Below are 21,081 nucleotides of genomic sequence, written 5' to 3' on the forward strand. Positions count from 1 at the left end.
GTCAATGGGACGGACCGCACGCGCCTTCTGGGTACGCTCACCCGGACAAGGCGAGATCCGACAGGTCGACCTACCCGAACCCGCCCCCGACCAGGTCCTGGTGCGCACCCTGCACTCCGGCATCAGCCGAGGCACCGAGACCCTCGTCTTCGGCGGCGGGGTCCCACCCAACCAGTACGGCGTCATGCGCGCCCCCTTCCAAGAGGGCGACTTCCCCGGGCCCCTCAAGTACGGCTACCTCAACGTGGGCGTGGTCGAACAAGGCCCCTCCCACCTGCTCGGGCGCACCGTCTTCACCCTCTACCCCCACCAGACCCACTTCGTGGTCCCCGCCGCGGCCGTCTCCCCCGTACCCGAAGGTGTTCCCGCCCACCGCGCCATCCTGGCAGGCACCGTCGAAACGGCCGTCAACGCCCTCTGGGACGCCGCGCCCCTCATCGGCGACCAGGTCACCGTCGTCGGCGCCGGCATGGTGGGCTGCTGCGTGGCCCGCCTGCTCTCCCAGATGCCCGGAACCCACGTACAACTGGTCGACATCGACCCCGACCGGGCCGAGGTCGCCCAACGCCTGGGGGTCGAGTTCGCCCTACCCGACGACGCCGTGGGCGATCGCGACCTGGTCTTCCACACCAGCGCCAGCGAAGCGGGCCTCATCCGCTGCCTGGAACTGCTCCACCCCGAGGGCGAGGTCGTGGAACTGAGCTGGTACGGAGACCGGCAGGTCATCCTGCCGCTGGGCGAGGACTTCCACTCCCACCGCCTGGCCGTACGCGCCAGCCAGGTCGGCATGATCTCCCCGGCCCGCAGGTCCCGCTACGACCACGCCCAACGCCTGGCGCTGGCTCTGCGTCTGCTCACCGACCCGGCCTTCGACTCCCTGCTCAGCGGACACAGCCACTTCGAGGAACTGCCCGCACTGCTGCCCGAACTCGCCCAGGGGCACCGGCCCGCGCTGTGCCACCGCATCTCCTACGACCCGCCCCGGCACTGACCCGAAGCGAGGAGGACCGTTTGTTCAGCGTCACCGTCCGCGACCACCTCATGGTCGCCCACAGCCTCACCGGTGAGGTGTTCGGCCCCGCCCAGGCCCTGCACGGGGCCACGTTCGTGGTGGACGCGACCCTGCACCGACCCGAGCTGGACCCCGACAACATCGTGGTGGACATCGGCGCCGCCACCCGCGAACTCGGCCGGGTCGTGGGCGAGCTGAACCACCGCAACCTCGACCAGGTCCCCGAGTTCGCCGGCGTCAACACCTCCACCGAGTACCTGGCCAAGGTGATCGCCGACCGCCTGGCCGAACGCGTCGCCCAAGGAGCGATGGGACCCAACGCGCGGGGCCTGACCTCGATCTCGGTGACCCTGCATGAGTCCCACGTGGCCTGGGCCCGCTACCAACGCGACCTTTGACGATCCCGTTCCTGGTCCCCGACTCCACCACGCCCAGCGGCGGCACCCTGTACGACCTGCGCCTGGCCCGGGCCGGGACCGGGCTGGGCATCGTCGCCCTACCGGGTGCGTGGCCGTGCCCGGGCCCGGCGGGGACACGGGCGTTGGAGCGGGCCCTGGACCGGGTGCCCGACGGCGGTCGGGTGCTGCTCGACGGTTTGGTGGCCTGCGCGCTGCCCGAGGTGATCGTTCCCCACGCGCGGCGGCTACGCCCGGTGGTACTGGTCCACCTACCGCTGGCCATGGAAGGCGGACTGGACCCCGACACCGCACGTGACCTGGACTCGCGCGAACGCCGGGTGTTGGAATCGTGCTCCGCGGTGGTGGCCACCGGCCGGTGGGCGGCCGCTCACCTCAGCGCGCACCATGGCCTGCCCGAGGTGGCCGTGGTGCCCCCGGGCGTGGAAACGGCCCCTCTCGCCCGTGGCACGGCGCCCGGGACCCCGCCCCGATTGCTCTGCGTGGCCTCACTGACCCCGCGCAAGGGACACCGGGTGCTCTTCGAGGCACTGCGACACCTCACCGACCTGGACTGGGAATGCGTGTGCGTGGGCCCGGGCAGGCCCCCACCCGCACCCGCGGGTGTGCGCTTCACCGGCCCCCTGCGCGGCGCGGACCTGGACGCCGCCTACGACCGGGCCGACCTGCTGGTACTGCCCTCCCTGGCCGAAACCTACGGAATGGTCGTCACCGAGGCCCTGGCCCGGGGCGTCCCGGTTCTGGCCAGTGACGTGGGCGGGGTTCCCGAGGCCCTGGGCGGATCCTCCCACTCGGGCACACCCGGCATGTCGGTGCCCGCCGGGAGGGTCGAGGAATGGGCCCGGGCACTACGCCTCTGGCTGAGCGATCCCCGCACGCGCCACCGATGGCGGGTCGCGGCGCACGCGCGCCGCACCACCCTGCGGGGTTGGGACGAGTCCGCCCGCGCCCTTGGTCACGTCCTGGACCAGGTCTGAGTCCACCCCGGGTGTGATCCGCTTCTCGCCCGCTTCGCACGTGGTACGGACATCCGCGATGATATCGTGCACTCACTGCAAAAATTCTTACTCTGTATTTTTGCTCCGCAAGCAGGATTTCTCCACCTGCGCCTTCAGCTTCCCGAGGTCGGCCCTTGAGTACCCCTCAAACCCACAAAACCGCACGCAAGACCGTCAGGCGCAGCCTCACCGGACTCCTCATCGTGCTCGGCGTGACGATGCTCAGCGGCACGATCGTCTCGGTCGCCCTCCCCCAGATCGTCGGCTCCCTCCAAGGAACCCAGTCCCAATACACCTGGGTGGTCACCGCGACCCTGCTCGCCTCCACCGCGTCCACACCCGTATGGGGCAAACTCGCCGACCTCTTCGACAAGAAACTGCTCCTACAGATCTCCATCGTCCTGTTCATCCTGGCCTCACTCCTGTGCGGCCTGGCCCAGAACACCGGCCAACTCATCGGCTTCCGCGCCATCCAAGGCCTGGGCATGGGCGCCTCCCAAGTCCTGGTCCAGACCATCATCGGCGCGCTCGTCAGCCCCAAGGAACGCGGCCGGCTCAACGGCCTCCTCGGATCGGTCATGGCCGTGGCCACCGTCGGCGGACCCCTCATCGGCGGCGCCCTCACCGACATCTCCTGGCTGGGCTGGCGCTGGTGCTTCTTCATCGGCATCCCCTTCATGGTGGTCGCCCTCGTCGTCCTGGCCCGCACCCTGCACCTGAACGACGTCCGCAAGCTCGACACCCGCGTGGACTACGTCGGCGCCACCCTCATCGCCGCGGGCGTGAGCACCCTGCTGCTGTGGGTCACCTTCGTCGGCGGATCCTTCGCCTGGCTCTCCTGGCAGAGCGCCGCCATGGTCGCCGGCGGCGTCATCCTCCTGACCCTGGCCGTATGGGTCGAAGGCCGAGTCGCCCAGCCCGTCATCCCCCTGCACCTGGTCACCCGCCGAGAGACCGCCATCGCCATCCTGGCCAGCGTCGCCGTGGGCATGGCCATGTTCGGCGGAGCCGTGTTCCTGGGCCAGTACTTCCAACTCGCCCGCGGTTACTCCCCCACCGCCGCCGGCCTGCTCACCACCCCACTGATGCTCGGCACCATGGGCGCCTCCACCATCGCCGGCTGGATGGTCTCCCGCTCCGGCCGCGTCAAGCCCTACGTCCTGACCGGCCTGGCCACCCTCACCATCGGCTTCGTCGCCCTGTCCTTCATCGACGCCGACACACCACTACTCCTGGTCTCCCTGGGCATGCTCGCCGTCGGCATGGGTGTGGGCATGTCCATGCAGAACCTCGTCCTGGTCGTCCAGAACTCCGTGCCCCTGAGCCAACTCGGCGCCGCCAGCGGAGCGATCACCTTCTTCCGATCCCTGGGCGGCACCATCGGCGTCTCGGTCCTGGGCGCCATCCTCGCCAACCGGGTCGCCGACAACATCACCGACGGCCTGACCGCCTCCGGCGTCACACTCCCCAAGGGCGGCGCCGACGCCGACACCCTGGACCTGGCCGGCATGCCGCCGTTCCTGCGCACCATCGTCGAGAACGCCTACGGATCGGCCACCGGCGACCTGTTCCTCGTGGCCACCGGCATCGCCGTCGTCGGCCTGGCCGTGGCGTTCTTCCTGCCCGACGTCCGCCTGCGCGACACCATCGACATGCCCGAGCCCACCACCCAGGACCCCGAACCCCGGAACAAGGACGGAAACCGCCCACTTCCCACCTGATCGGGCTTGCCCACCGGCCCACCCGGGCACCAGACTCCGGATGCAGAACCCGCCCCACAACGGGCATCCGAGTTGAAAGGCCCCCCATGACCGACTCCCCCATCGACTCCACCATCGCCCACACCGCACGGGTCTGGAACCACTGGTTGGGCGGAAAGGACAACTACCCCGTCGACCGCGAGATCGGCGACAGGATCAAGGAACTGGCCCCCCAAGTCGTCGACGTCGCACTCGCGGACCGGGTCTTCCTACGCCGCACCGTCCGCGACCTGCCCCAGTACGCCGAGCTGGCCAAGAAGGTCTGAGGAACCGACCGCCCCATGAAACCGCGGCTCAACGGGTAGGACCCGGCGCAGAGGGAGAACACGGGTCGCAGTTCGGTGAACCACCCACTTCGACCCGACCGAACCGGCACTGTGGAGGCAAGAACATCCGCCCCCCGGCGGCCCTCTCCGCACGGAGGAATCCCGTTGAGCCCGACATCCGACCAAGCGCCCGAGGCCTTCACCGCCGAGTGGCTCGCGCTGCGAGAGGAGGCCGACGGCCAAGCGCGGGCCACCGCTCCCCTGGACCCCCTGCGCACCCACCTCGCCCAACGCGGCGCGGGCCCCGGCAGGCGCCCCATCCGCATCACCGACCTGGGCTGTGGCACCGGCTCCCAAGGCCGCTGGCTCGCCCCACGCCTGGCCGGCCCCCAGACCTGGATGCTCCACGACCTGGATCCCCACCTGCTGAACCTGGCCGGTGCCCGCATGCCCCGCGTCTGCGCCGACGGATCCACCGTCCAGACCCGCATGTGCCTGCGCGACCTGAACCAGGTCACCGCCGCCGACCTGGCCCACACCGACCTGGTCACCGGTTCGGCCCTGCTCGACCTGCTCACCCGCGACCAGGTCCTGTCCATCGCCCGGGCCGCGGACGAAGCGGGCTGCGCCGTCCTGTTCACCCTGACCGTCACCGGCCGCGTGGACCTGTACCCCGCGCACCCGGCCGACGCCTCCATCACCGACGCCTTCAACGACCACCAACGCCGCGCCGGCCGCCTGGGGCCCGACGCCACCGCGTTCACCACCCGGACCTTCCGCTCCCTGGGGCGACGGGTCCTGACCTATCCCAGCCCCTGGCGGCTGCTCCCCGAACACCGCGACCTGACCCTCGCCTGGCTGCGCGGCAGGCTCCGGGCCGCAGGCGAACAGCACGCGCAGATCCCCGCCGACCACCTACGGCACCGCATGGACCAGTGCGAACGGCACGAACTCGTGGCGCTCGTACACCACACCGACCTGCTCGCCCTCCCCAACGGCTATCCGGGACACCCGTGAGGTTCCCATGAGCGAGAACCTGCGACGCCGGGCCCGACCACTCATCGGCGCGGCCCTGCTCGCCGCCCTGGTCTGGTGGTACCCGGTGGAGGCCTTCACCGACGCCTTCACCTCCCTCGACGGCCGCACCGTCTGCGCCGCCCTGGCCATCGGCCTGGTCACGACCGTGCTCTGCGCGGCCCGCTGGATCCTGGTGGCCCGCGGAGTGGGTCTACGACTGCCCTGGGGTCGCGCCATCGGCGACTACTACCGCGCCATCCTGCTCAACGCCGTCCTGCCCTCGGGGATCCTGGGCGACGTACACCGAGCCCTGGGCCACGGCCGCTACGCCGGTGACCTACCCCGGGGCGTACGCGCGGTGGTACTCGAACGCGCGGCCGGGCAGGTGGTCCTGGCCGCCACCGGCGCCACCCTGCTGTTCACACTGCCCGCCGCCCTGCTCGGCCCCGGGCTGCTCACCCTGGCGGCGGCCCTGGCGCCACCGGTCCTGGTCGCCACCGTGGTGGGCGTCGGCCTGCTGTTCTCAAGGCGGCACGGCACCCGCCGCCGGCACGCCTTGACGGCCACCCTCGCCGACGCCCGCTCGGGCCTGTTCACCGCCTCCACCGGCCCCGGGGTCCTGCTGGTGTCGGTGGCGGCCCTGGCCGGGCACGTGACCCTGTTCCTGGTCGCGGCGCACGCCGCGGGGGTCACCGCCCCCGTGCCCGTCCTGGTACCACTGGCGATCGCGGCCCTGGTCGCCATGAGCGTGCCGGCCGGCATCGGTGGTTGGGGGCCACGCGAGGCGGTGACCACGCTGACCTTCGGCGCCGCGGGGTTGGGTGCGGCGACCGGCCTGACCGTGTCGGTGCTCTACGGGCTGCTCGCCCTGATCGCCGCCCTGCCCGGCGTGGTGGTGCTGCTGTGGCGGCTACGCCCCGTCGAGCGCGTTCAGGTACCCGGTGAAGGACTCGGCCAGGAACGCCAACAGGTCACGCCCCTTGTTCGCCGTGGCGCGCGACGGTAGACCCACCACCCCCGACCGCGTGTAACGGCTCAGCCCGGTGGTGAGCATGTGGTCGCGCCGGTCGGCCAGGTGATCGGACTCCTCATAGCCGACACGGACCAGGTCGGGACGGATGTGCAACAGCACCGAGGTCTCCAACTCCCCGGCGTGCATGTCCCGGTCGTTGGTGGTGCCCATCCCCGAAGCCTTGCGAGCGGCCTCCCAATCGTGTGGGCCGGGGAACAGCGCCATGTCACCGCCGGAGGCCTGCACCAGGTTGGCCAGGACGTGGTTGCCGCCGTGCCCGTTGACCACCACCAGCTTGGGGGTGCCCGAGGCGCGCAGCGAAGCGGCGATGTCGGCGGCCATGGCGTGCAGGGTGGGCGCCGAGACGCTGACCGTGCCCGGCCAGGAAGCGTGCTCGTGCGAGCAACCGAAGGCGAGCGGCGGCAGGAGCCTCAATGAGGGGTTCGCGTCGGCCACGACCTGTGCCAGAGCCGAGGCGATGACGGTGTCCGTGGTCAGCGGCAGGTGGGGGCCGTGCTGTTCGAGGCTGCCCACGGGCAGCAACGCCACCCTCGCACCGCTTCGACGCTCTTCCTCGCTGGTGGTCCCGGGCAGGGGATCGGAGAAGTCCATGTCGATCATTGTCGCGTGGAGTGAGGAGAACAGCTGGCTTTACGTCGTAGATTTTCGGGTTACGGGTTTCTCCGGCCCGATCCGCTGGTAGACCCACAAAGCCCCCCACCCCGAAGGAGCTCCGTGGCACCGCGACGCATCAGCATCGACCCCCAGGACCTGGATCGTGACGCCCTCGCCCGCACCCTGCACGCGGCCGGACCGGTGGTCGAAGTGGACCTGGGCGGGGTGAACGCCCTGGCCGTCACCCACCACGAGCCGCTGCGCACCGTCCTGGCCGACCGCGACGGAACCTTCGTGCGCGGTGACGCCGGACGCAACTGGCGGGCCCTGCGCGAAGGCGAGGTCGACCCCCGAAGCCCGCTCGCCCGGCTGGTGGGCGGCGCCATCGGCAGCCTGCTCACCACACACGGCGCCGAACACGCCCGGCTGCGCAGACCCCTGCAGACGCACTTCACCCGGCGACGCGTGGAGACCCTGCGCCCCCGGGTCGAGGAGATCACGGACCGGCTGCTGTCCGACCTCGACGGGACCGACGCCATCGACGTCAAGGAACGGCTGGCCTGGCCGCTGACCGTGAGGGTCCTGGTCGAACTGCTGGGGATCGGCGCCCACGACGCCCCGGTCCTTGGAGACCTGGCCCGCCGACTGTTCGAACTCACCGACGCGAGCGTCTTCCCCGACTCCTGGGCCTTCTTGCGGAAGCTGGTCGCCGAACGCCGCGAGAACCTCGGCGACGACCTCGTCAGCGCCCTGATCGTCACCGACGCCGAGGCCCGCCCCGAGGACCGTCTGGGCGACGACCAGATCGTCGCCAACGTGTTCCTCCTGGTCATGGCCGGTTTCGAAACCACCATGGGCACGCTGACCAACGGAATCCGGGCACTGCTGGACCACCCCGACCAGTTGGAGCGCGTCACCGGTGGCGAGGTGGAGTGGGACGCGGCCGTCGAGGAGATCCTGCGCCGCTACTCCTCGGTGAGCCTGCTACCGGCGGCCTTCAGCACCCGCGAGACCGAACTGGCCGGGGTCACCGTGCCGGAGGGCGAGATGTTGCTGCTGGGCTTCGCCGCGGCCAATGTCGACGCGCGGGCCTGGACGGATCCGGACGCCTTCGACGTGGGCCGGGACACCCGCGGTCACCTCGCCTTCGGTCACGGCCCCCACCTGTGCCTGGGCGCCCCGCTGGCCCGACTGGAGCTCGATGTGGCGTTGCGGGCCCTGTTCGAGCGCTTCCCGCGCCTGGCCCTGGACCCGCGACCAGAGGGCACCGCACCGGTGGAGAGTTGGATGATGCGCCACCCCCGGGAGCTGTGGGTCCTCCCGAACGGCACCCCGGGGTGAGCACCCCGATTCAGAGCCAGCCGCGGTCCTCGGCCGCGCGGGCCGCCTCCACTCGGGTTCGGGCGTCGAGTTTGCCCATGGCCGCCGACAGGTGGTTGCGCACCGTACCCGGGCTCAGGTGCAGACGGACCGCGACCGCCGCTGCGGTGGCGCCATCGGCCACGGCGCGCAGCACGTCACGCTCGCGATCGGTGAGCGGGCTGGGACCACCGGCCAACGACTCGGTGGCCAACTGCGGGTCGATGACGCGCAGGCCCCGGTGGACGCGGCGGACGGCGTCGACCAGGTGTTCGGGCGGTGCGTCCTTGACCACGAACCCGCTCGCGCCCGCGGCCAGCGCGCGGGTGAGGTAACCGGGACGCCCGAAGGTGGTGCACATGACCACCCGACACGAGGGCAACCGTTCGCGCAGGCGTTCGGCGGCGCCCAACCCGTCAAGGCCCGGCATCTGCACGTCCAGCAGAGCGACGTCGGGTCTGGTGCGCAGTCCCTCGTCCAGCGCCTCCTGCCCGGACGCGGCCTGGGCGACGACCTCCAAGTCCGACTCCAGGTCGAGCATGGCGGCCAGGGCACCGCGCACCAGGGCCTGGTCGTCGGCGACGAGCACCCGGATCATCGTGACTCCCCCGTCCGTCCGCCGTACGCGTACACGGTGAACCCCTCTCGGTCGCCATCGAGCAGTCCCGGGCCGGTGCTCAGCCGTCCGTCCACCGCACGCATCCTCTCACTCAGACCGGACAGTCCGTTGCCGAACCGGCCCTCGGGGTGGCCGTCTCCGTCGTCGGTGATCTCGATGTGGTCCCTCCCCAGACGCACCCGTACCCGGTCGGCGTGGGCGTGCCGGACCACGTTGGTGACGGTCTCACGCAGCACGTATCCGAAGGCCGAGCGCAGGGCGGGGTCGAGGTCGTCGATGGCACGGGGCAGGTCGGCGTCCACCCCGATGGAGCGCAGTGCCTCGGCGGCGTTGGACAGCTCCACGGGCAGGCGTACCTCGCGGTAGTCGTCGACGGTGGCCCGCACGTCGCCCAGGGCGCGCCGGGCCAGTTCCTCGACCTCGCCGATCTGCGCGGACGCCGTTTCCGGGGGACCTCCCTTGTCCAGGACCCGGCGGGCCAGTCCGGCCTTGACCGCGACGGTGGTGAGGCTGTGGCCGAGGATGTCGTGCAGGTCACGGGCCACGCGTTCGCGTTCGCGGGCGGTGGCCAGTTCGGCGACCTGCTCGCGGGCCCGGCGCAATTCGGTGTTGGCCTCCACGAGGGAGGCCAAGAGCCCGACCACGGCGGTCACGGAGGCGATCATGATCAGGTCGGGGACCCGGGCGAACGCGTCTCCGGTGGCCGCGCCCCAGACCAGGAGGCCCACCATGGTGGCCCCGGTCAGGGCCAGGGTCCAGAACAGGGGCAACATCGCGGCGATGACCACGAGGGCGTAGAGCAACACCCAGTGATTGTGCGGGCCGAGCCAGACCAGGATCGCCCATCCGGCGGCGAGCAATCCCGCACAGACCGGAAGTCGAAGGGCGGGCCGACGCTCCATCACCAGGGGGATGGACGCCAGACAGGAGACGGTGTACAGCGCGCCGACCAGCAACACCAGGGCGACCGGTCGGTCCGGGGCGGCCGGCGGCCACCCCGGCAGGGCGAGCAGCCCCAACAGGGCGCCGCCGATCCGGACGAGCGGGTATCGCTCCTCTGTTCTGGCCATGGGGCGACTCTATGGCGGTGAGGACCGACGCACCCCTGACAACCGTCACGGTGTCCCACTGACAAAGGAACGAGGTCGGATCCCTCCCTCAGAGGCAACGTGGAGGTATGACAACGACGACACCGGTGATCGAGGTCGACTCGCTCACCAGAATCTTCGGCGACACCACCGTCGTCGACCATCTCGACTTCACCGTCCATCCCGGACGGGTCACCGGCTTCCTGGGGGCCAACGGGGCGGGTAAGACCACGACGATGCGCATGCTCCTGGGCCTAGAGGAACCCACCTCGGGTCACGCCCGGATCGGTGGTCTGGCCTACCGAGACCTGCCCGACCCGCTGGGCACGGTGGGCGCCCTGCTCGACCCGCAGGCCCCGCACCCCGGTCGCACCGCCCGCGACCACCTGCGGTGGCTGTGCCGGGCCGGACGGATCCCCCTCTCCCGCGCCGACCACCTACTCGACCAGGTGGGTCTGGCCGAGGCGGCCACCCGGCGGGTGGGTTCCTTCTCGTTGGGGATGCGCCAGCGCTTGGGGATCGCCGCGATGTTGCTGGGCGATCCGGCGGTGCTGGTCCTGGACGAGCCGCTCAACGGGCTGGACCCGGAGGGCATCGCCTGGGTCCGCGCCCTGTTGCGCGACCTGGCCGCCCAAGGGCGCACCGTGTTCGTCTCCAGCCACCTGATGGGCGAGATGGAGGCCACCGCCGACCACGTGCTGGTGCTGAGGCGGGGCAGGTTGATCGCCGACCTTCCCGCCGAGGAACTCTCTCGCGGTACCGGCGCCGCTCGGGTGCGGGTGGTCTCCCCCCAGGTGGACAGATTGACCCGCTTGGTGGCGGGGCGCGCCACGGTGCGCCCGGGCGACGACGACGCGGTGGAGGTGGTGGGGCTGGACGCCCCGGCGTTGGGTGCGCTGGCCGCGCGGGAGGGCCTGGAACTGCACGAACTCACCCCGTTGCGCACCGGGTTGGAGGAGGCCTTCCTCACTCTGAACAGCGAGGAAGAGGACGAGAGGGGAAGGGTCGACCATGCTTGACAGTCGAAGGAAGCCCGGGTTCGGGGCGGTGCTGGCCGCCGAGTGGTCCCGTTCGACCACGCTGGTCCAGACACGCCTGGCCCCGGTGGTGTGCGCGGTGGTGGGTGCCGCGGTGGCCGCGATGTTCCTGTTCACCGCCGAGACCACGACCGGAGGTTCGGTGTCGGGGATGTCGGCGTTGGACGTGGTGACCACCTCCATGTTGGGGGTGGACGCGGCGACGTTCGTGGTGGTGGTCCTGGTCGCCTCACTGGTCGCCGCCGAACAGTCCACCGGCCTGAACCGGATCGCTCTGTTGGCCGTGCCCCGGCGCGGGCGACGATTGGCGGCTTCGGCCCTGGTGGTGGCCGGGGGCGGGCTGTTGTGCGGACTGGCGGCCGGACTGAGCGCTTTCGCGGCCGGGCAGTTGGTGAGCGTGCTCTCCGACGGGACGACCGTCGCGTTCACCGCGGAGGGGGTGGCGCGCGTCGTGCTCGGAAGTGTGGTGATGGTCCCCTTCTACGGCACGGTGACGTTGGCCTGCACCACGGTGGCCCGTTCGTTGCCCGGCGGTGTGGTGGGGACGTTGGTGTTGTTCGTCCTACCGACGCTCCTGGCCTGGGTCCCGGGTGACTCCCTGGACGGTGTCCTGCGTTACCTGCCGGGTGAGGCGGTGCACGCGGTCGCCGGTTTCGGCGCCGGCACGGACACCCTCCACCCGGTGATGGCCCTGGCGGTACTGACTGCGTGGGCGGTGGCGTTCGTCGGTGTGGCCCACCTGTGGACGCGGCGCCGCAGCTGGTAAATCCGGCGAGACGGGACGTCCCGTCCTCTAGACTGGACAAAGCGGACGCTTCGCTTCGAAAAACCACTTTGCGCACTCGCCCCGACGCGGAATACTGCCCTGTTCGGCGGGGTTCACTCTGCGTCGGGGACGAAACGGTCATCGAAGCGGGCCCGCTCCTCCCCCGCGATCCCCCGGACGTCCAGCCCATCCATGAGCGCCCAAGGAAATACGTGACCAGGCACACCCCATCCACCACCATCGACGAGGGCGTCGACCAACGCGCCACCCGGCTCGTCATCCCGCTCCTCCTGGTCTCGGCGTTCGTCGTCATCCTGAACGAGACGATCATGGGTGTGGCCCTGCCCGCCCTCAGCCGCGACCTGGGGATCACCGTCTCCACCGGACAATGGCTGACCTCCGCCTTCATGCTCGTGATGGCCGTGGTCATTCCCATCACCGGTTTCCTGTTGCAGCGGTTCCACCTCAGACAGGTCTTCATCACGGCGATGACCCTGTTCAGTCTGGGCACCCTGATCTGTTTCCTGGCGCCGAACTTCACGGTCCTGCTGCTCGGCCGGATCGTGCAGGCCTCCGGAACCGCGATCATGATGCCGCTGCTCATGACGACCGTGCTCAACATGGTCCCCAACGACCGTCGCGGCCGTGTGATGGGCAACATCTCCATCGTCATGGCGGTGGCGCCGGCCGTGGGACCGACCCTGTCCGGGCTCATCCTCAACGTGCTGGACTGGCGTTGGATGTTCGGCCTGGTCCTGCCGATCGCTTTGGTGGGCCTGGCCCTGGGCGCGGTCTTCATCCGCAACATCACCGAGCCGACCACCGCCCGCGTCGACGTGCTGTCGATCGTGCTGTCGGCCTTCGCGTTCGGTGGTCTGGTCTACGGCTTCTCCAGCCTGGGAGAGGCCTCCGACGCCGGGTCCGGCGTGTCTCCGGTCCTGGCCATCGGCGTGGGCGTCGTGTCCTTGGCGCTGTTCGTGTGGCGTCAGCTGCGATTGCAGCGTGAGGACCGGGCCCTGCTGGACCTGCGGGTCTTCGAATCCCGCCAGTTCACCATCTCGATCAGCCTGGTGCTGGCCAGCTTCATGGCGCTGTTCGGCGTCATCATCCTGCTGCCGGTCTACATGCAGAACGTGCTGGGCCACGACACCCTCGCCACCGGTATGGCGATGCTGCCCGGTGGTCTGGTGATGGGTCTGCTGGCCCCGATCGTCGGCCGCCTCTACGACCGGTTCGGACCCCGTCCGCTGGTCACGCCGGGCGCGGCCGTGGTCACCCTGGTGATGTGGTCCATGACCACCTTCGACACCGAGACCACGATCGCCTCCATCGTGACCGCGCACGTGTTCTTGAGCATCGGACTGGGCTTCATGTTCACCCCGTTGCTGACCGGTGCGTTGGGTTCCCTGCCCAAGCGGCTCTACTCCTACGGCAGCGCCGTGGTCGGTACCGTGCAGCAGGTCGCCGGCGCCGCGGGCACGGCCGCGTTCATCGCGGTGATGACCGCGGTGGCCGCGAGCCATGTCGAGGGCGGTATGGGCACCGTCGCGGCCGAGGCCGGCGGTATCCACGTCGCGTTCATGCTCGGTGCCGCCATCACCACCCTGGCGTTCTTCGCGACCTTCCTGGTCCGTCGTTCCGCGCCCGCGGAGTGATCGCACACCCTTGAAAGGGGCGGTGGCCGATGAGACGGCCACCGCCCCTTCCTCGTGTTCGGGATCAGCCCCGGGCGTAGGCGGACAGGTCCAGGCGCGGCCAGGTTCCGACGTCGCGCAGCAATCGCCGGTCGTGGGTGGACAGCACCACTGCGGCCTCGGTGGCTTCGAGGGCCGCGGTGAGCTCGTCCACCAGCGCGATCGACAGGTGGTTGGTGGGCTCGTCCAACAGCAGCACGTGCGGCCGGTGGGTCAGGGCCAGTGCCAGGTCCAGGCGGCGGCGCTGACCCATGGACAGTTCACCGACCCGCTTTCCCATCTCCCGTGGGCGCAACAACCCGAGCGAGGACAGGCCGACGGAGCCGTTCGCGTCGGCGTACACGTCGGCGGCCCGGCGATCCAATGGCGGCTCGGACTCCTGCCGCAACAGCACGACGCGGGCCTCACCCGAGCCGTGCACCCGGCCGGTGGTGGGTTCCAGCTCACCGGCGAGTACCGAGAGCAGCGTGGACTTCCCGGCTCCGTTGGGGCCGGTGACCACCAGCCTCGACCCGCCCCGCAGGGTCAGCGAGGCGGGGGTGGTGAGTCGCTCCGCCACGGTGATCCCCTCGGCCGCCAACAGCGTCGTACCGGACCGTGTGGGCAGGTCGGGGAACCGGAACCGCTGCGGTGGTTCGGGCATGGTGACCTCGTGTGTGTCCAGGTCGGCCTGACGACGGTGCACGTTCTTGACCAGTCCGCCCGCGCGAGTGGCGCGCTGGTGCTTGCCGGTGCCCTTGTCCGGGCGCCACCCCGACACGAGCCGGTTCTGTGCCGAACTCAGCAGGTCCCGCAGGCGCGACCTCTCCTCCTGTTGTTGCGCGTACTCCTGCTCCCAGCGTTCCCGTTCGGCCCGGCGACCCCGGCGGTAGCCTTCGTACCCGCCGCCGTGGACTCGGGGACGGCCGTCGTCGGTGGGGTCCAGGTCCACCACGGTGTGGGCCACGTCGGACAGCAACGCGCGGTCGTGGCTGATCACCACCACGCCTCCCGAGCGCCGACGCAGGCGTTCGGTGAGGAAGTCCAGACCGGCACGGTCCAGGTGGTTGGTGGGTTCGTCGAGCAGGAGGAAGTCGTCCTCGGCGCCGAGCAGACAGGCCAGGCGGACCCGATAGCGCCGGCCGACCGACAGTTCGGTGAGTCGACGGGAGCGATCCGTTTCGGCGCCCAGCGCGTCCAGGGCGATGTCGATCCGGCGTTCGGCGTCCCAGGCGTCCAGCGCCTCGGCGCGTTCCAGGGCCCGCGCGTACCGTTCCTCGGCCCCGGCGGCGTTCTCGCCCAAGGCGAGCCCGGCGGTGTCGAGTTCGGCGAGCGCGGCCAGGGAGTCGGCCAAGGCGTCCGCGATCACCTCTCCCACGGTGCGTCGGTCGGCGGTGGACATCTCCTGTTCGGCCAGGCCCAGCGTGCCGACCAGGTTCACGGTGCCCTCGTCGGGGACGAGCGTGCCCGCGAGTACGTGCAGGAGCGTGGTCTTGCCCCGTCCGTTCTCCCCCACGATCGCGATCCGGGAGGTGGGGGTGACGGTGAGGTCGGTGTCGAAGAGCACTCGGTGGGCGCCCAGGGCGACGGAGACCCCGGACACGACGAGTTGCGCGCGCGAACGCGCAGGAAGGGCGGTGGGCATGTGTGTCCTCTACAACGGGCACGCCGAAGTCACCCGGTGACCGGGTTGGTGGGCATGCCGAAAACGGCGACCCTCGATGGGGTCAGGTCGTCATGGCCGCGACGCGACGCTCGGAGATGCTCGACGAGCGTGGGCGGCGGACGACGCCGTTAAAGGTAGAGAACCGACTGGATCATGGCTCAAGACTAACGCGGGACCCACGGCGAACGAAAGTTCCTTTACCGGAGGTCCCGCACACATTCGTGTCAGGCGCTCGTGAGAACGACGAGCCGGTCGGTGGCCCTGGTCATGGCGACATAGCGGTCGACCGCGCCCTCGGTGCCCTCCCCGAAGTCCTGTGGGTCGACGAGTACGACCAGGTCGAACTCCAGCCCCTTGGCCAGGGTCGGGGTCAGTGACCGCACTCGCGGACCGGAGCGAAAGTCGGGCGCCCCGATGACGCAGGCGATGCCCTCGTCGTTCTCCGCCGCCCAGGCCGCCACGACCGACTCCAGTTCCTCGACACGGCCGTACTCCACCGGGACGCCCTCACGGACGGAGGTCGGCACGTTGGCGTCCGGCAACACGGCCCGGATGACCGGTTCGGCGGCCTCCATCACCTGGGTCGGGGTCCGATAGTTGATGCTCAGCGACGCCGACTCCACCCGGTCGAAGCCGACCCGCTCCAGCCGCTCCCACCAGGACTCGGTGAAACCGTGCCGGGCCTGGGCGCGGTCGCCCACGATGGTGAAGCTTCGAGAGGGGCAACGCTGTAGCAGCATCTGCCACTCCGCGTCGGTCAGTTCCTGGGCCTCGTCCACGACGATGTGCGCGAACGGGCCGGCGAGCAGGTCCGCGTCACCCGTCGGCAGGGCCGCCTCGTCGACCAGGTTCTCGCGCAGGTCGGCGTGGTGCAGCATCGTCACCAGCCCCTCCCCGTCGTCGTCCGCGGCCATCAGATCGTCGATGACGTAGGACACGCGCTCGCGTTCGGTCTCGGCGGCGGTCTCGTGGCGGCGCTTGCGCTCGGAGGCCTTCGGGTCGCCGAGTCGCCGCCGGGCCGCGTCCAATAGCGGCAGGTCCGACACCGTCCAGGCCTGGGCGTCCTCGCGTTGCAGGGCGCGGACCTCGTCGGGTTCCAACCAGGGCGCGCACAGGCGCAGGTAAGCCGGGACCGACCACAGGTCGCCCACAAGGTCCGTGGGTTCCAGCAGCGGCCAGGACCGGTACAGGGCACCGATCAGCTCCCGGTCGCGCAGTAGCCAGGAGTGCAACATCTTCGTGGTGACGTCCTCCTCCTCGTGCCGGTCGTCCAGGATCGCGACCAGTTCCTCCAGGATGCGTTCGCGCGCCTCGTTGTGCGGGGTGCCCGGGTCGACCGCGTCGAACGCCTCCTTCCAGTCGGCGGCGCTCAACCACAGGTCGAACCACGGGGTCGACACGGTCATGGCCTCGGTGGGCGGTCGCTCGTAGAACCGCACGGCCGGTTCGATCGCCTCCACCAGGCGCGCGGACTCCTTCAGCCGGGCGACCTCGGGATCGGTCTCCTCGCCGGCCATGGCGCCCTCGGGGACCAGGTCGCGCAGCGTGCGGGTCTGTACGCCCTCCTCGCCCAGGCTCGGCAGGACGTTGGCGACGTAGGCCAGGTAGGGCTGGTGGGGGCCGATGAACAGCACCCCACCGCGCCGGTGGCCCAGTCGGGAGTCGGCGTAGAGCAGGTGGGCGGTGCGGTGCAGGGCGACCACGGTCTTACCGGTGCCCGGTCCCCCGTCGACGACCAGGGCGCCGGAGGCACCCGCCCGGATGATGGCGTTCTGGTCGGCCTGGATGGTGCCGAGCACGTCGCGCATCCGGTCGGAGCGGTTGGCGCCCAGACTCGCGATGAAGGCGGACTGGTCGTCGAGGGCGGCGTGGCCCTCGAAGCCGTCCTCGGTGAACACCTCGTCCCAGTAGTCGCCGATCCGGCCGAGCTTCCATCGGTAGCGGCGGCGGCTGACCAGACCCATCGGGTCGGCGTGGGTGGCGGCGAAGAACGGTTCGGCGGCGGGCGAGCGCCAATCGATGAGCAGGCGGTCGCCCTCCGGATCGGAGAGGCCGAGCCTGCCGATGTACACGGGCTCGTCCTCGCCCTCACGGACGAATCGCCCCAGACACAGGTCCAGGCCGAAGCGACGCAGGGCGCGCAACCGGGAGGACAGGCGGTGGATCTCCATGTCTCGCTCGACCGTCTCTCGGATGTTGCCGCCCGAGGACCGGCGCTGGACGTCGAGGCGTTCACTCAGGTCGGCGATGCCGTTTTCGAGGCTGCGCGCGATGGCGGAGAAGTGTCGCTCGTCGTCGGCGATCAGCTTCGGGTCGGCCTTGGGAGCGAGGTGTTCGGAAAGGTCGAAGGCGCTGGTGGCCTGGGTGTTCACGTCGTTTCCCCGATCGTGGGTTGTGCTCACGATGGTCGATTGTGAACCACCACCGGGGTCTTGCCGCAAGCCCGGGGGTGCGCTATAAATTAGAAGTGGCGAGAGGTCTCTGGAATCGCTCTCGCCCGATCTCGACCCATCTCGCCCCCGCACAGACTCGTAGTGCATTCACGCCGCCGCCTTCAGCGCGCGGCTTTTTTCATGCCCCTCGGACGGGTCACGTCGCTCGGGCCGGTCCTGTCGATCAGGCGGGAAATCGGAATCGACAGCCACGAGCCGACCGCCCGTGAGAACATGGGACCGACCCTCGGCATCAGGAGTTCCCATGGGTATGGCCGCTCTCCCTCGACCACCTCTCGCCCCGCGCCACAGCGGTTCCCGCGCAGGCGGACAAAGGCCCGACGTCCATTCTCCTTCCGGTCCGAACGAAAATCAGGAGCTGTTCCGGTGACCCCTCAATCCGCCCCCGCCGAGATACGACCGGTCGACGGCCCCACCCCCACCCGCCCGCTGCGCATCATGGTCGTCGACGACCACGCCCTCTTCCGCCGTGGCCTGGTGTCGGTCCTGGACGACGAGGACGACATCGACGTGGTCGGCGAGGCCGGCGACGGTGACGTGGCCGTCCAGAAGGCCGGCGAGCTGCAACCGGACGTCATCATCATGGACGTGATGATGCCGCACACCACCGGCATCGAGGCGGGCCCCCGCATCCGCGCCATCGCGCCGGACGCCAAGTTCGTGATGCTCACCATGAGCGAGTCCGAATCCGACCTGTTCGAGGCCCTCAAGGCCGGCGCGACCGGCTACCTTCTCAAGGAGATGGCCGTGACCGACCTGCCCCGCGTGGTGCGGACCATCGCCACCGGCCGCTCGTGCCTGGACTCCTCCATGGCGACCAAGCTGATCGCCGAGTTCGCCGAGCTGGCCAAACAGGAGACCTCCCATCGGCCCAAGGAGACGCTCCCCCAGCTCACCCCCCGCGAGACCGAGGTGCTCAAGCTCCTGGCCAGGTCCATGAACAATCGCGAGATCGGTGGGCGCCTGTTCATCACCGAGAACACCGTGAAGAACCACGTCCGCAACATCCTGGAGAAGCTCCAGGTGCACTCGCGCACCGAGGCCGCCATCTACGCGGTCCGCGCCGAGTACGTGGGCTGACCACCGAACACTTGGGTCGACACATCTGACACACAAGGCGAAGGACACCCGCATTCACGTCGAGGCCGGTGGGGCGCCTGGGGTCGGGAGTCTTGGGGTTGGTGGGTGGGGTGTGGGTGGGGCGCCTGAGGTCTCTGCTCTTGGGGTTGTTGGGGGTTGCTCGGGTGGTTGGTGGGGCGCCCCGGGTCGAGAGCCTGCCGGTGGTCTGGCGGGGTGGGGGTGGGTTCTCCCTCCTTCCCCGCCGCGTGATTGTTGCCGCCCGCACCGTACGCGTCAAGGCAATGTTGAGTGCTCTGGCAGCGGGGTTGGTGGCCTTGACCCGTACGGCACGGGCGGCGGTTCGGCGGCTATCGGGGAAGGGGGGAGAGTGGTTGAGGTCCCTAACGGGCCTGCGGCCCACTCCGGCCGCAAGCGGCCGGATCCCTTCCCTCCCCTCTGGTGTCCTCGTGGGGCGCGTCGCCACTACGTGACGGGTCCGGTCACGAAGGGCCCGCTACAGGTCGGGCACGGGGCGGGGCGCGTCCCCGCGGTAGCCGGCCCTGGTCTTCTCAGCGATGATCTTGCTCCTAGCGCCATGTTGGGCGCCCAACATGGCGCTACGGACAAGATCATCATGATGGAGAGACAACACGAGGTTGATGGTGCCGGTGGGCCGATACCCGGGGCGGGAGCCGGTACCAGGGGCGGGAGCCGTGCCGACACCCCCAACGGGAGCCACCCCGGCCCCGGGATATGGCTCTGGGCGGGGGTTCGCGGTGTTTCTGCCCCTGGGCATGGGGATATCCCCACAGGGCATGGGGCCCTTGGGGTCTGACACCCACTCGGGGTGGTCACAGCGGGGGTCTCGCCGGGGTGGTGTTCCACCTGGCGGAAACGGGCGGTGGAAGCGGATGGTGGTGGTCAGGGGGCGGTGGCTGGGGCTGGCTCCCCCTCCCCATCCCCTGACCCGCTTTCCTTTCCCGCTTCCTGGCGGTTCTGGGCGTGGTGGTGCTCCCAGATCTGCCGGTTCACCTTCGCCTGCAACCGGTGCTTGAGCCGATTGTGAGTGGAGCAGAGCACCTGCATGTTGTCGGAGCTGGTGGCCCCGCCGTGGGAGAAAGGGACGATGTGGTCGTACTGCGACCAGCTACGCGGCATGTCGCAGCCCTCGTGCCACTCGCAGTAGGGCTTCTTGAACCCCGCTGCCTGGCGCACCGGATCCGGAGCGCACCGCTGCTTGCGCCCCACATCCAACAAGGTGCGGCCCTGTTCGTCGGTCACGAACCGGCGCAACCAACTGTCGGGGGTCAGCCGGGCCACCATCTGATCGGGCAACACCACACCATCCTCCGTGGTGGCCGGCTCTGCGGTGCCGTCTCCCAGGAAGCGCTTCAGCGGGACGGTGATGTTCAACGTGGCCAACGGTTGGCGGCTCAGGCTGGAGCAACCCCGGTGGGTCAGAGCGGTCTCGAAGATCCGCATCATCGCGTCATAGGTACGCTGATGCTTCGGCATCGCCGCGTTCTCCGGCCCATACGGCTCGGTGTAAGCCTCCAAGGCGGCCTGGATCAGCTCGTTATCGGCCCCCGGACCCCACATCCGCAACAAAAACCCGGACTCGAACGTGGGCGAGAACTGCGCACCCCGGTTCTCGAACGTTTCATCGTAGTCCCGGTCGGCCTTATCCGGATCCAAGCGGGCCACGAACCATTTCGCCGCGTCCCGCAACTGGCGCACCGAAGCCTGCGGGCACTCGGCCTTGAAACCGATCAGCCCGAATTCCAACCGGGCCCGAAACCCTTCCGCCGAAGGACGCTGGGCACGGAATTCCTCATCCGCCGTTTCCAGGACCTTCGCCCACTCGGTGGTGGCCTTTTCGGTGGAGGTCGCGATGGCGCACGCTTCACCCAACGACAAGACCTCACCCTGGAAGGCTTCTTCCACCAGGGGCAGCTGTTGCTTGTACAACGCCCGGGCGAGGGTGGCAAGACTCTTGGCCTCGGCCGGGGAGGTCCCCCACTGGTGGGTGATCCACGCCTGGATGCTGCGCTGGCCACCCTCTTCCAACAGAGCGCCGGTGGCCTCCATACGGGCCAGGGCGGGCAACATCCCATAACGGATCCGGTCGACTTCCCCATTGAGCCGGCCGAACTGGGCGAGCACATCGCCCTCGCACCCGAACGGGATATCCCGGCCGGAGAATTCCACCGCGATCTCCCGCGCACCCGCCATCGCCTTATCGACCGGGGTGTTCCCGGTCGGGCG

Annotated in this window: 17 protein-coding genes and 1 pseudogene; 12 read left to right on the forward strand and 6 right to left on the reverse strand. The window is 70.0% G+C overall.

Translation table 11 applies throughout. The annotated features are described in order from the left end of the window. Positions 1 to 4: 4 nt before the first annotated feature. From ABZ717_RS13855 to ABZ717_RS13885, 7 genes and pseudogenes are all read left to right on the forward strand, one after another. A complete protein-coding gene (locus tag ABZ717_RS13855) occupies positions 5 to 991 on the forward strand; it encodes a zinc-binding alcohol dehydrogenase (protein ID WP_358509305.1) in 987 nt (328 codons plus the stop codon). 20 nt (positions 992 to 1,011) lie between these two features. Next, entirely contained in the window at positions 1,012 to 1,410 is a 399-nt protein-coding gene (locus ABZ717_RS13860; RefSeq protein ID WP_358509308.1) for a 6-carboxytetrahydropterin synthase, read from the forward strand. Next, the gene (locus ABZ717_RS13865) at positions 1,407 to 2,405 is read left to right on the forward strand and encodes a glycosyltransferase family 4 protein (RefSeq protein ID WP_358509311.1); all 999 of its coding nucleotides are present in this window, start codon (positions 1,407 to 1,409) and stop codon (positions 2,403 to 2,405) included. The genes ABZ717_RS13860 and ABZ717_RS13865 overlap by 4 nt, the downstream gene beginning before the upstream one ends. A 155-nt stretch (positions 2,406 to 2,560) precedes the next feature. Further along, positions 2,561 to 4,147, forward strand: coding sequence for an MDR family MFS transporter (locus ABZ717_RS13870; RefSeq protein WP_358509314.1), 1,587 nt, complete (start codon positions 2,561 to 2,563; stop codon positions 4,145 to 4,147). 86 nt (positions 4,148 to 4,233) lie between these two features. Next, positions 4,234 to 4,410, forward strand: a pseudogene (locus tag ABZ717_RS13875) (SAM-dependent methyltransferase); the annotation flags it as partial. 207 nt (positions 4,411 to 4,617) lie between these two features. Beyond that, on the forward strand, positions 4,618 to 5,469 hold the full coding sequence (locus tag ABZ717_RS13880) for an SAM-dependent methyltransferase (RefSeq protein ID WP_358509317.1): 852 nt from the start codon (positions 4,618 to 4,620) through the stop codon (positions 5,467 to 5,469). A gap of 7 nt (positions 5,470 to 5,476) precedes the next feature. Then, entirely contained in the window at positions 5,477 to 6,475 is a 999-nt protein-coding gene (locus ABZ717_RS13885; RefSeq protein ID WP_358509319.1) for a lysylphosphatidylglycerol synthase transmembrane domain-containing protein, read from the forward strand. On the opposite strand, the gene ABZ717_RS13890 is transcribed toward ABZ717_RS13885, so the two are convergent. After that, positions 6,380 to 7,102 carry a creatininase family protein gene (locus ABZ717_RS13890; RefSeq protein ID WP_358509322.1) on the reverse strand — a complete coding sequence of 241 codons (723 nt, stop codon included), beginning with the start codon at positions 7,100 to 7,102 and terminating at the stop codon, positions 6,380 to 6,382. The genes ABZ717_RS13885 and ABZ717_RS13890 overlap by 96 nt on opposite strands. Before the next feature lie 114 nt (positions 7,103 to 7,216). On the opposite strand from ABZ717_RS13890, the gene ABZ717_RS13895 reads away from it, so the two are divergent. Further along, positions 7,217 to 8,437: a cytochrome P450 gene (locus ABZ717_RS13895; protein WP_358509326.1), complete on the forward strand. Its 1,221-nt coding sequence runs from the start codon at positions 7,217 to 7,219 to the stop codon at positions 8,435 to 8,437. A 10-nt stretch (positions 8,438 to 8,447) separates the two neighbouring features. Here the strand turns inward: ABZ717_RS13895 and ABZ717_RS13900 are convergent, their stop codons facing one another. Together ABZ717_RS13900 and ABZ717_RS13905 are read right to left on the reverse strand one after the other, a co-directional pair. After that, on the reverse strand, positions 8,448 to 9,053 hold the full coding sequence (locus tag ABZ717_RS13900; RefSeq protein ID WP_358509329.1) for a response regulator transcription factor: 606 nt from the start codon (positions 9,051 to 9,053) through the stop codon (positions 8,448 to 8,450). Further along, a complete protein-coding gene (locus tag ABZ717_RS13905; protein ID WP_358509332.1) occupies positions 9,050 to 10,144 on the reverse strand; it encodes a histidine kinase in 1,095 nt (364 codons plus the stop codon). The genes ABZ717_RS13900 and ABZ717_RS13905 overlap by 4 nt, the downstream gene beginning before the upstream one ends. A gap of 107 nt (positions 10,145 to 10,251) precedes the next feature. On the opposite strand from ABZ717_RS13905, the gene ABZ717_RS13910 reads away from it, so the two are divergent. The 3 genes from ABZ717_RS13910 (at position 10,252) to ABZ717_RS13920 (ending at position 13,620) form a co-directional block, all read left to right on the forward strand. Further along, positions 10,252 to 11,181 (forward strand): ATP-binding cassette domain-containing protein, encoded by a 930-nt coding sequence (locus ABZ717_RS13910; RefSeq protein ID WP_358509335.1) that lies wholly within the window; start codon positions 10,252 to 10,254, stop codon positions 11,179 to 11,181. Continuing rightward, positions 11,174 to 11,965: an ABC transporter gene (locus tag ABZ717_RS13915; protein WP_358509337.1), complete on the forward strand. Its 792-nt coding sequence runs from the start codon at positions 11,174 to 11,176 to the stop codon at positions 11,963 to 11,965. Before ABZ717_RS13910 ends, ABZ717_RS13915 begins: the two co-directional genes overlap by 8 nt. A 212-nt stretch (positions 11,966 to 12,177) precedes the next feature. Next, positions 12,178 to 13,620, forward strand: coding sequence for an MDR family MFS transporter (locus tag ABZ717_RS13920; protein ID WP_358509340.1), 1,443 nt, complete (start codon positions 12,178 to 12,180; stop codon positions 13,618 to 13,620). A gap of 64 nt (positions 13,621 to 13,684) precedes the next feature. On the opposite strand, the gene ABZ717_RS13925 is transcribed toward ABZ717_RS13920, so the two are convergent. Next, the gene (locus tag ABZ717_RS13925; protein WP_358509343.1) at positions 13,685 to 15,283 is read right to left on the reverse strand and encodes an ATP-binding cassette domain-containing protein; all 1,599 of its coding nucleotides are present in this window, start codon (positions 15,281 to 15,283) and stop codon (positions 13,685 to 13,687) included. 245 nt (positions 15,284 to 15,528) lie between these two features. Next, positions 15,529 to 17,676: an RNA polymerase recycling motor ATPase HelR gene (helR, locus tag ABZ717_RS13930; protein ID WP_358509357.1), complete on the reverse strand. Its 2,148-nt coding sequence runs from the start codon at positions 17,674 to 17,676 to the stop codon at positions 15,529 to 15,531. A gap of 447 nt (positions 17,677 to 18,123) precedes the next feature. Between helR and ABZ717_RS13935 the strand changes: the two genes are divergently transcribed. Next, complete coding sequence (locus tag ABZ717_RS13935) at positions 18,124 to 18,837, forward strand: response regulator transcription factor (RefSeq protein WP_358509346.1); 714 nt, start codon at positions 18,124 to 18,126, stop codon at positions 18,835 to 18,837. A gap of 900 nt (positions 18,838 to 19,737) precedes the next feature. Here ABZ717_RS13935 and ABZ717_RS13940 read toward each other — a convergent pair. Next, on the reverse strand, positions 19,738 to 21,081 hold a 1,344-nt coding region (locus tag ABZ717_RS13940; protein ID WP_358509349.1), incomplete at its 5' end, for a DUF222 domain-containing protein.

It is taken from the genome of Nocardiopsis sp. NPDC006832 (assembly GCF_040635885.1).
GTDB lineage: Bacteria > Actinomycetota > Actinomycetes > Streptosporangiales > Streptosporangiaceae > Nocardiopsis.

Coding starts and splice junctions, on each gene's coding strand:
- ABZ717_RS13855 (WP_358509305.1), top strand. CDS start 5: ATGGGACGGACCGCACGCGCCTTCTGGGTACGCTCACCCGGACAAGGC.
- ABZ717_RS13885 (WP_358509319.1), top strand. CDS start 5,477: ATGAGCGAGAACCTGCGACGCCGGGCCCGACCACTCATCGGCGCGGCC.
- ABZ717_RS13890 (WP_358509322.1), bottom strand. CDS start 7,102: ATGATCGACATGGACTTCTCCGATCCCCTGCCCGGGACCACCAGCGAG.
- ABZ717_RS13900 (WP_358509329.1), bottom strand. CDS start 9,053: ATGATCCGGGTGCTCGTCGCCGACGACCAGGCCCTGGTGCGCGGTGCC.
- ABZ717_RS13905 (WP_358509332.1), bottom strand. CDS start 10,144: ATGGCCAGAACAGAGGAGCGATACCCGCTCGTCCGGATCGGCGGCGCC.
- ABZ717_RS13910 (WP_358509335.1), top strand. CDS start 10,252: ATGACAACGACGACACCGGTGATCGAGGTCGACTCGCTCACCAGAATC.
- ABZ717_RS13915 (WP_358509337.1), top strand. CDS start 11,174: ATGCTTGACAGTCGAAGGAAGCCCGGGTTCGGGGCGGTGCTGGCCGCC.
- ABZ717_RS13925 (WP_358509343.1), bottom strand. CDS start 15,283: ATGCCCACCGCCCTTCCTGCGCGTTCGCGCGCGCAACTCGTCGTGTCC.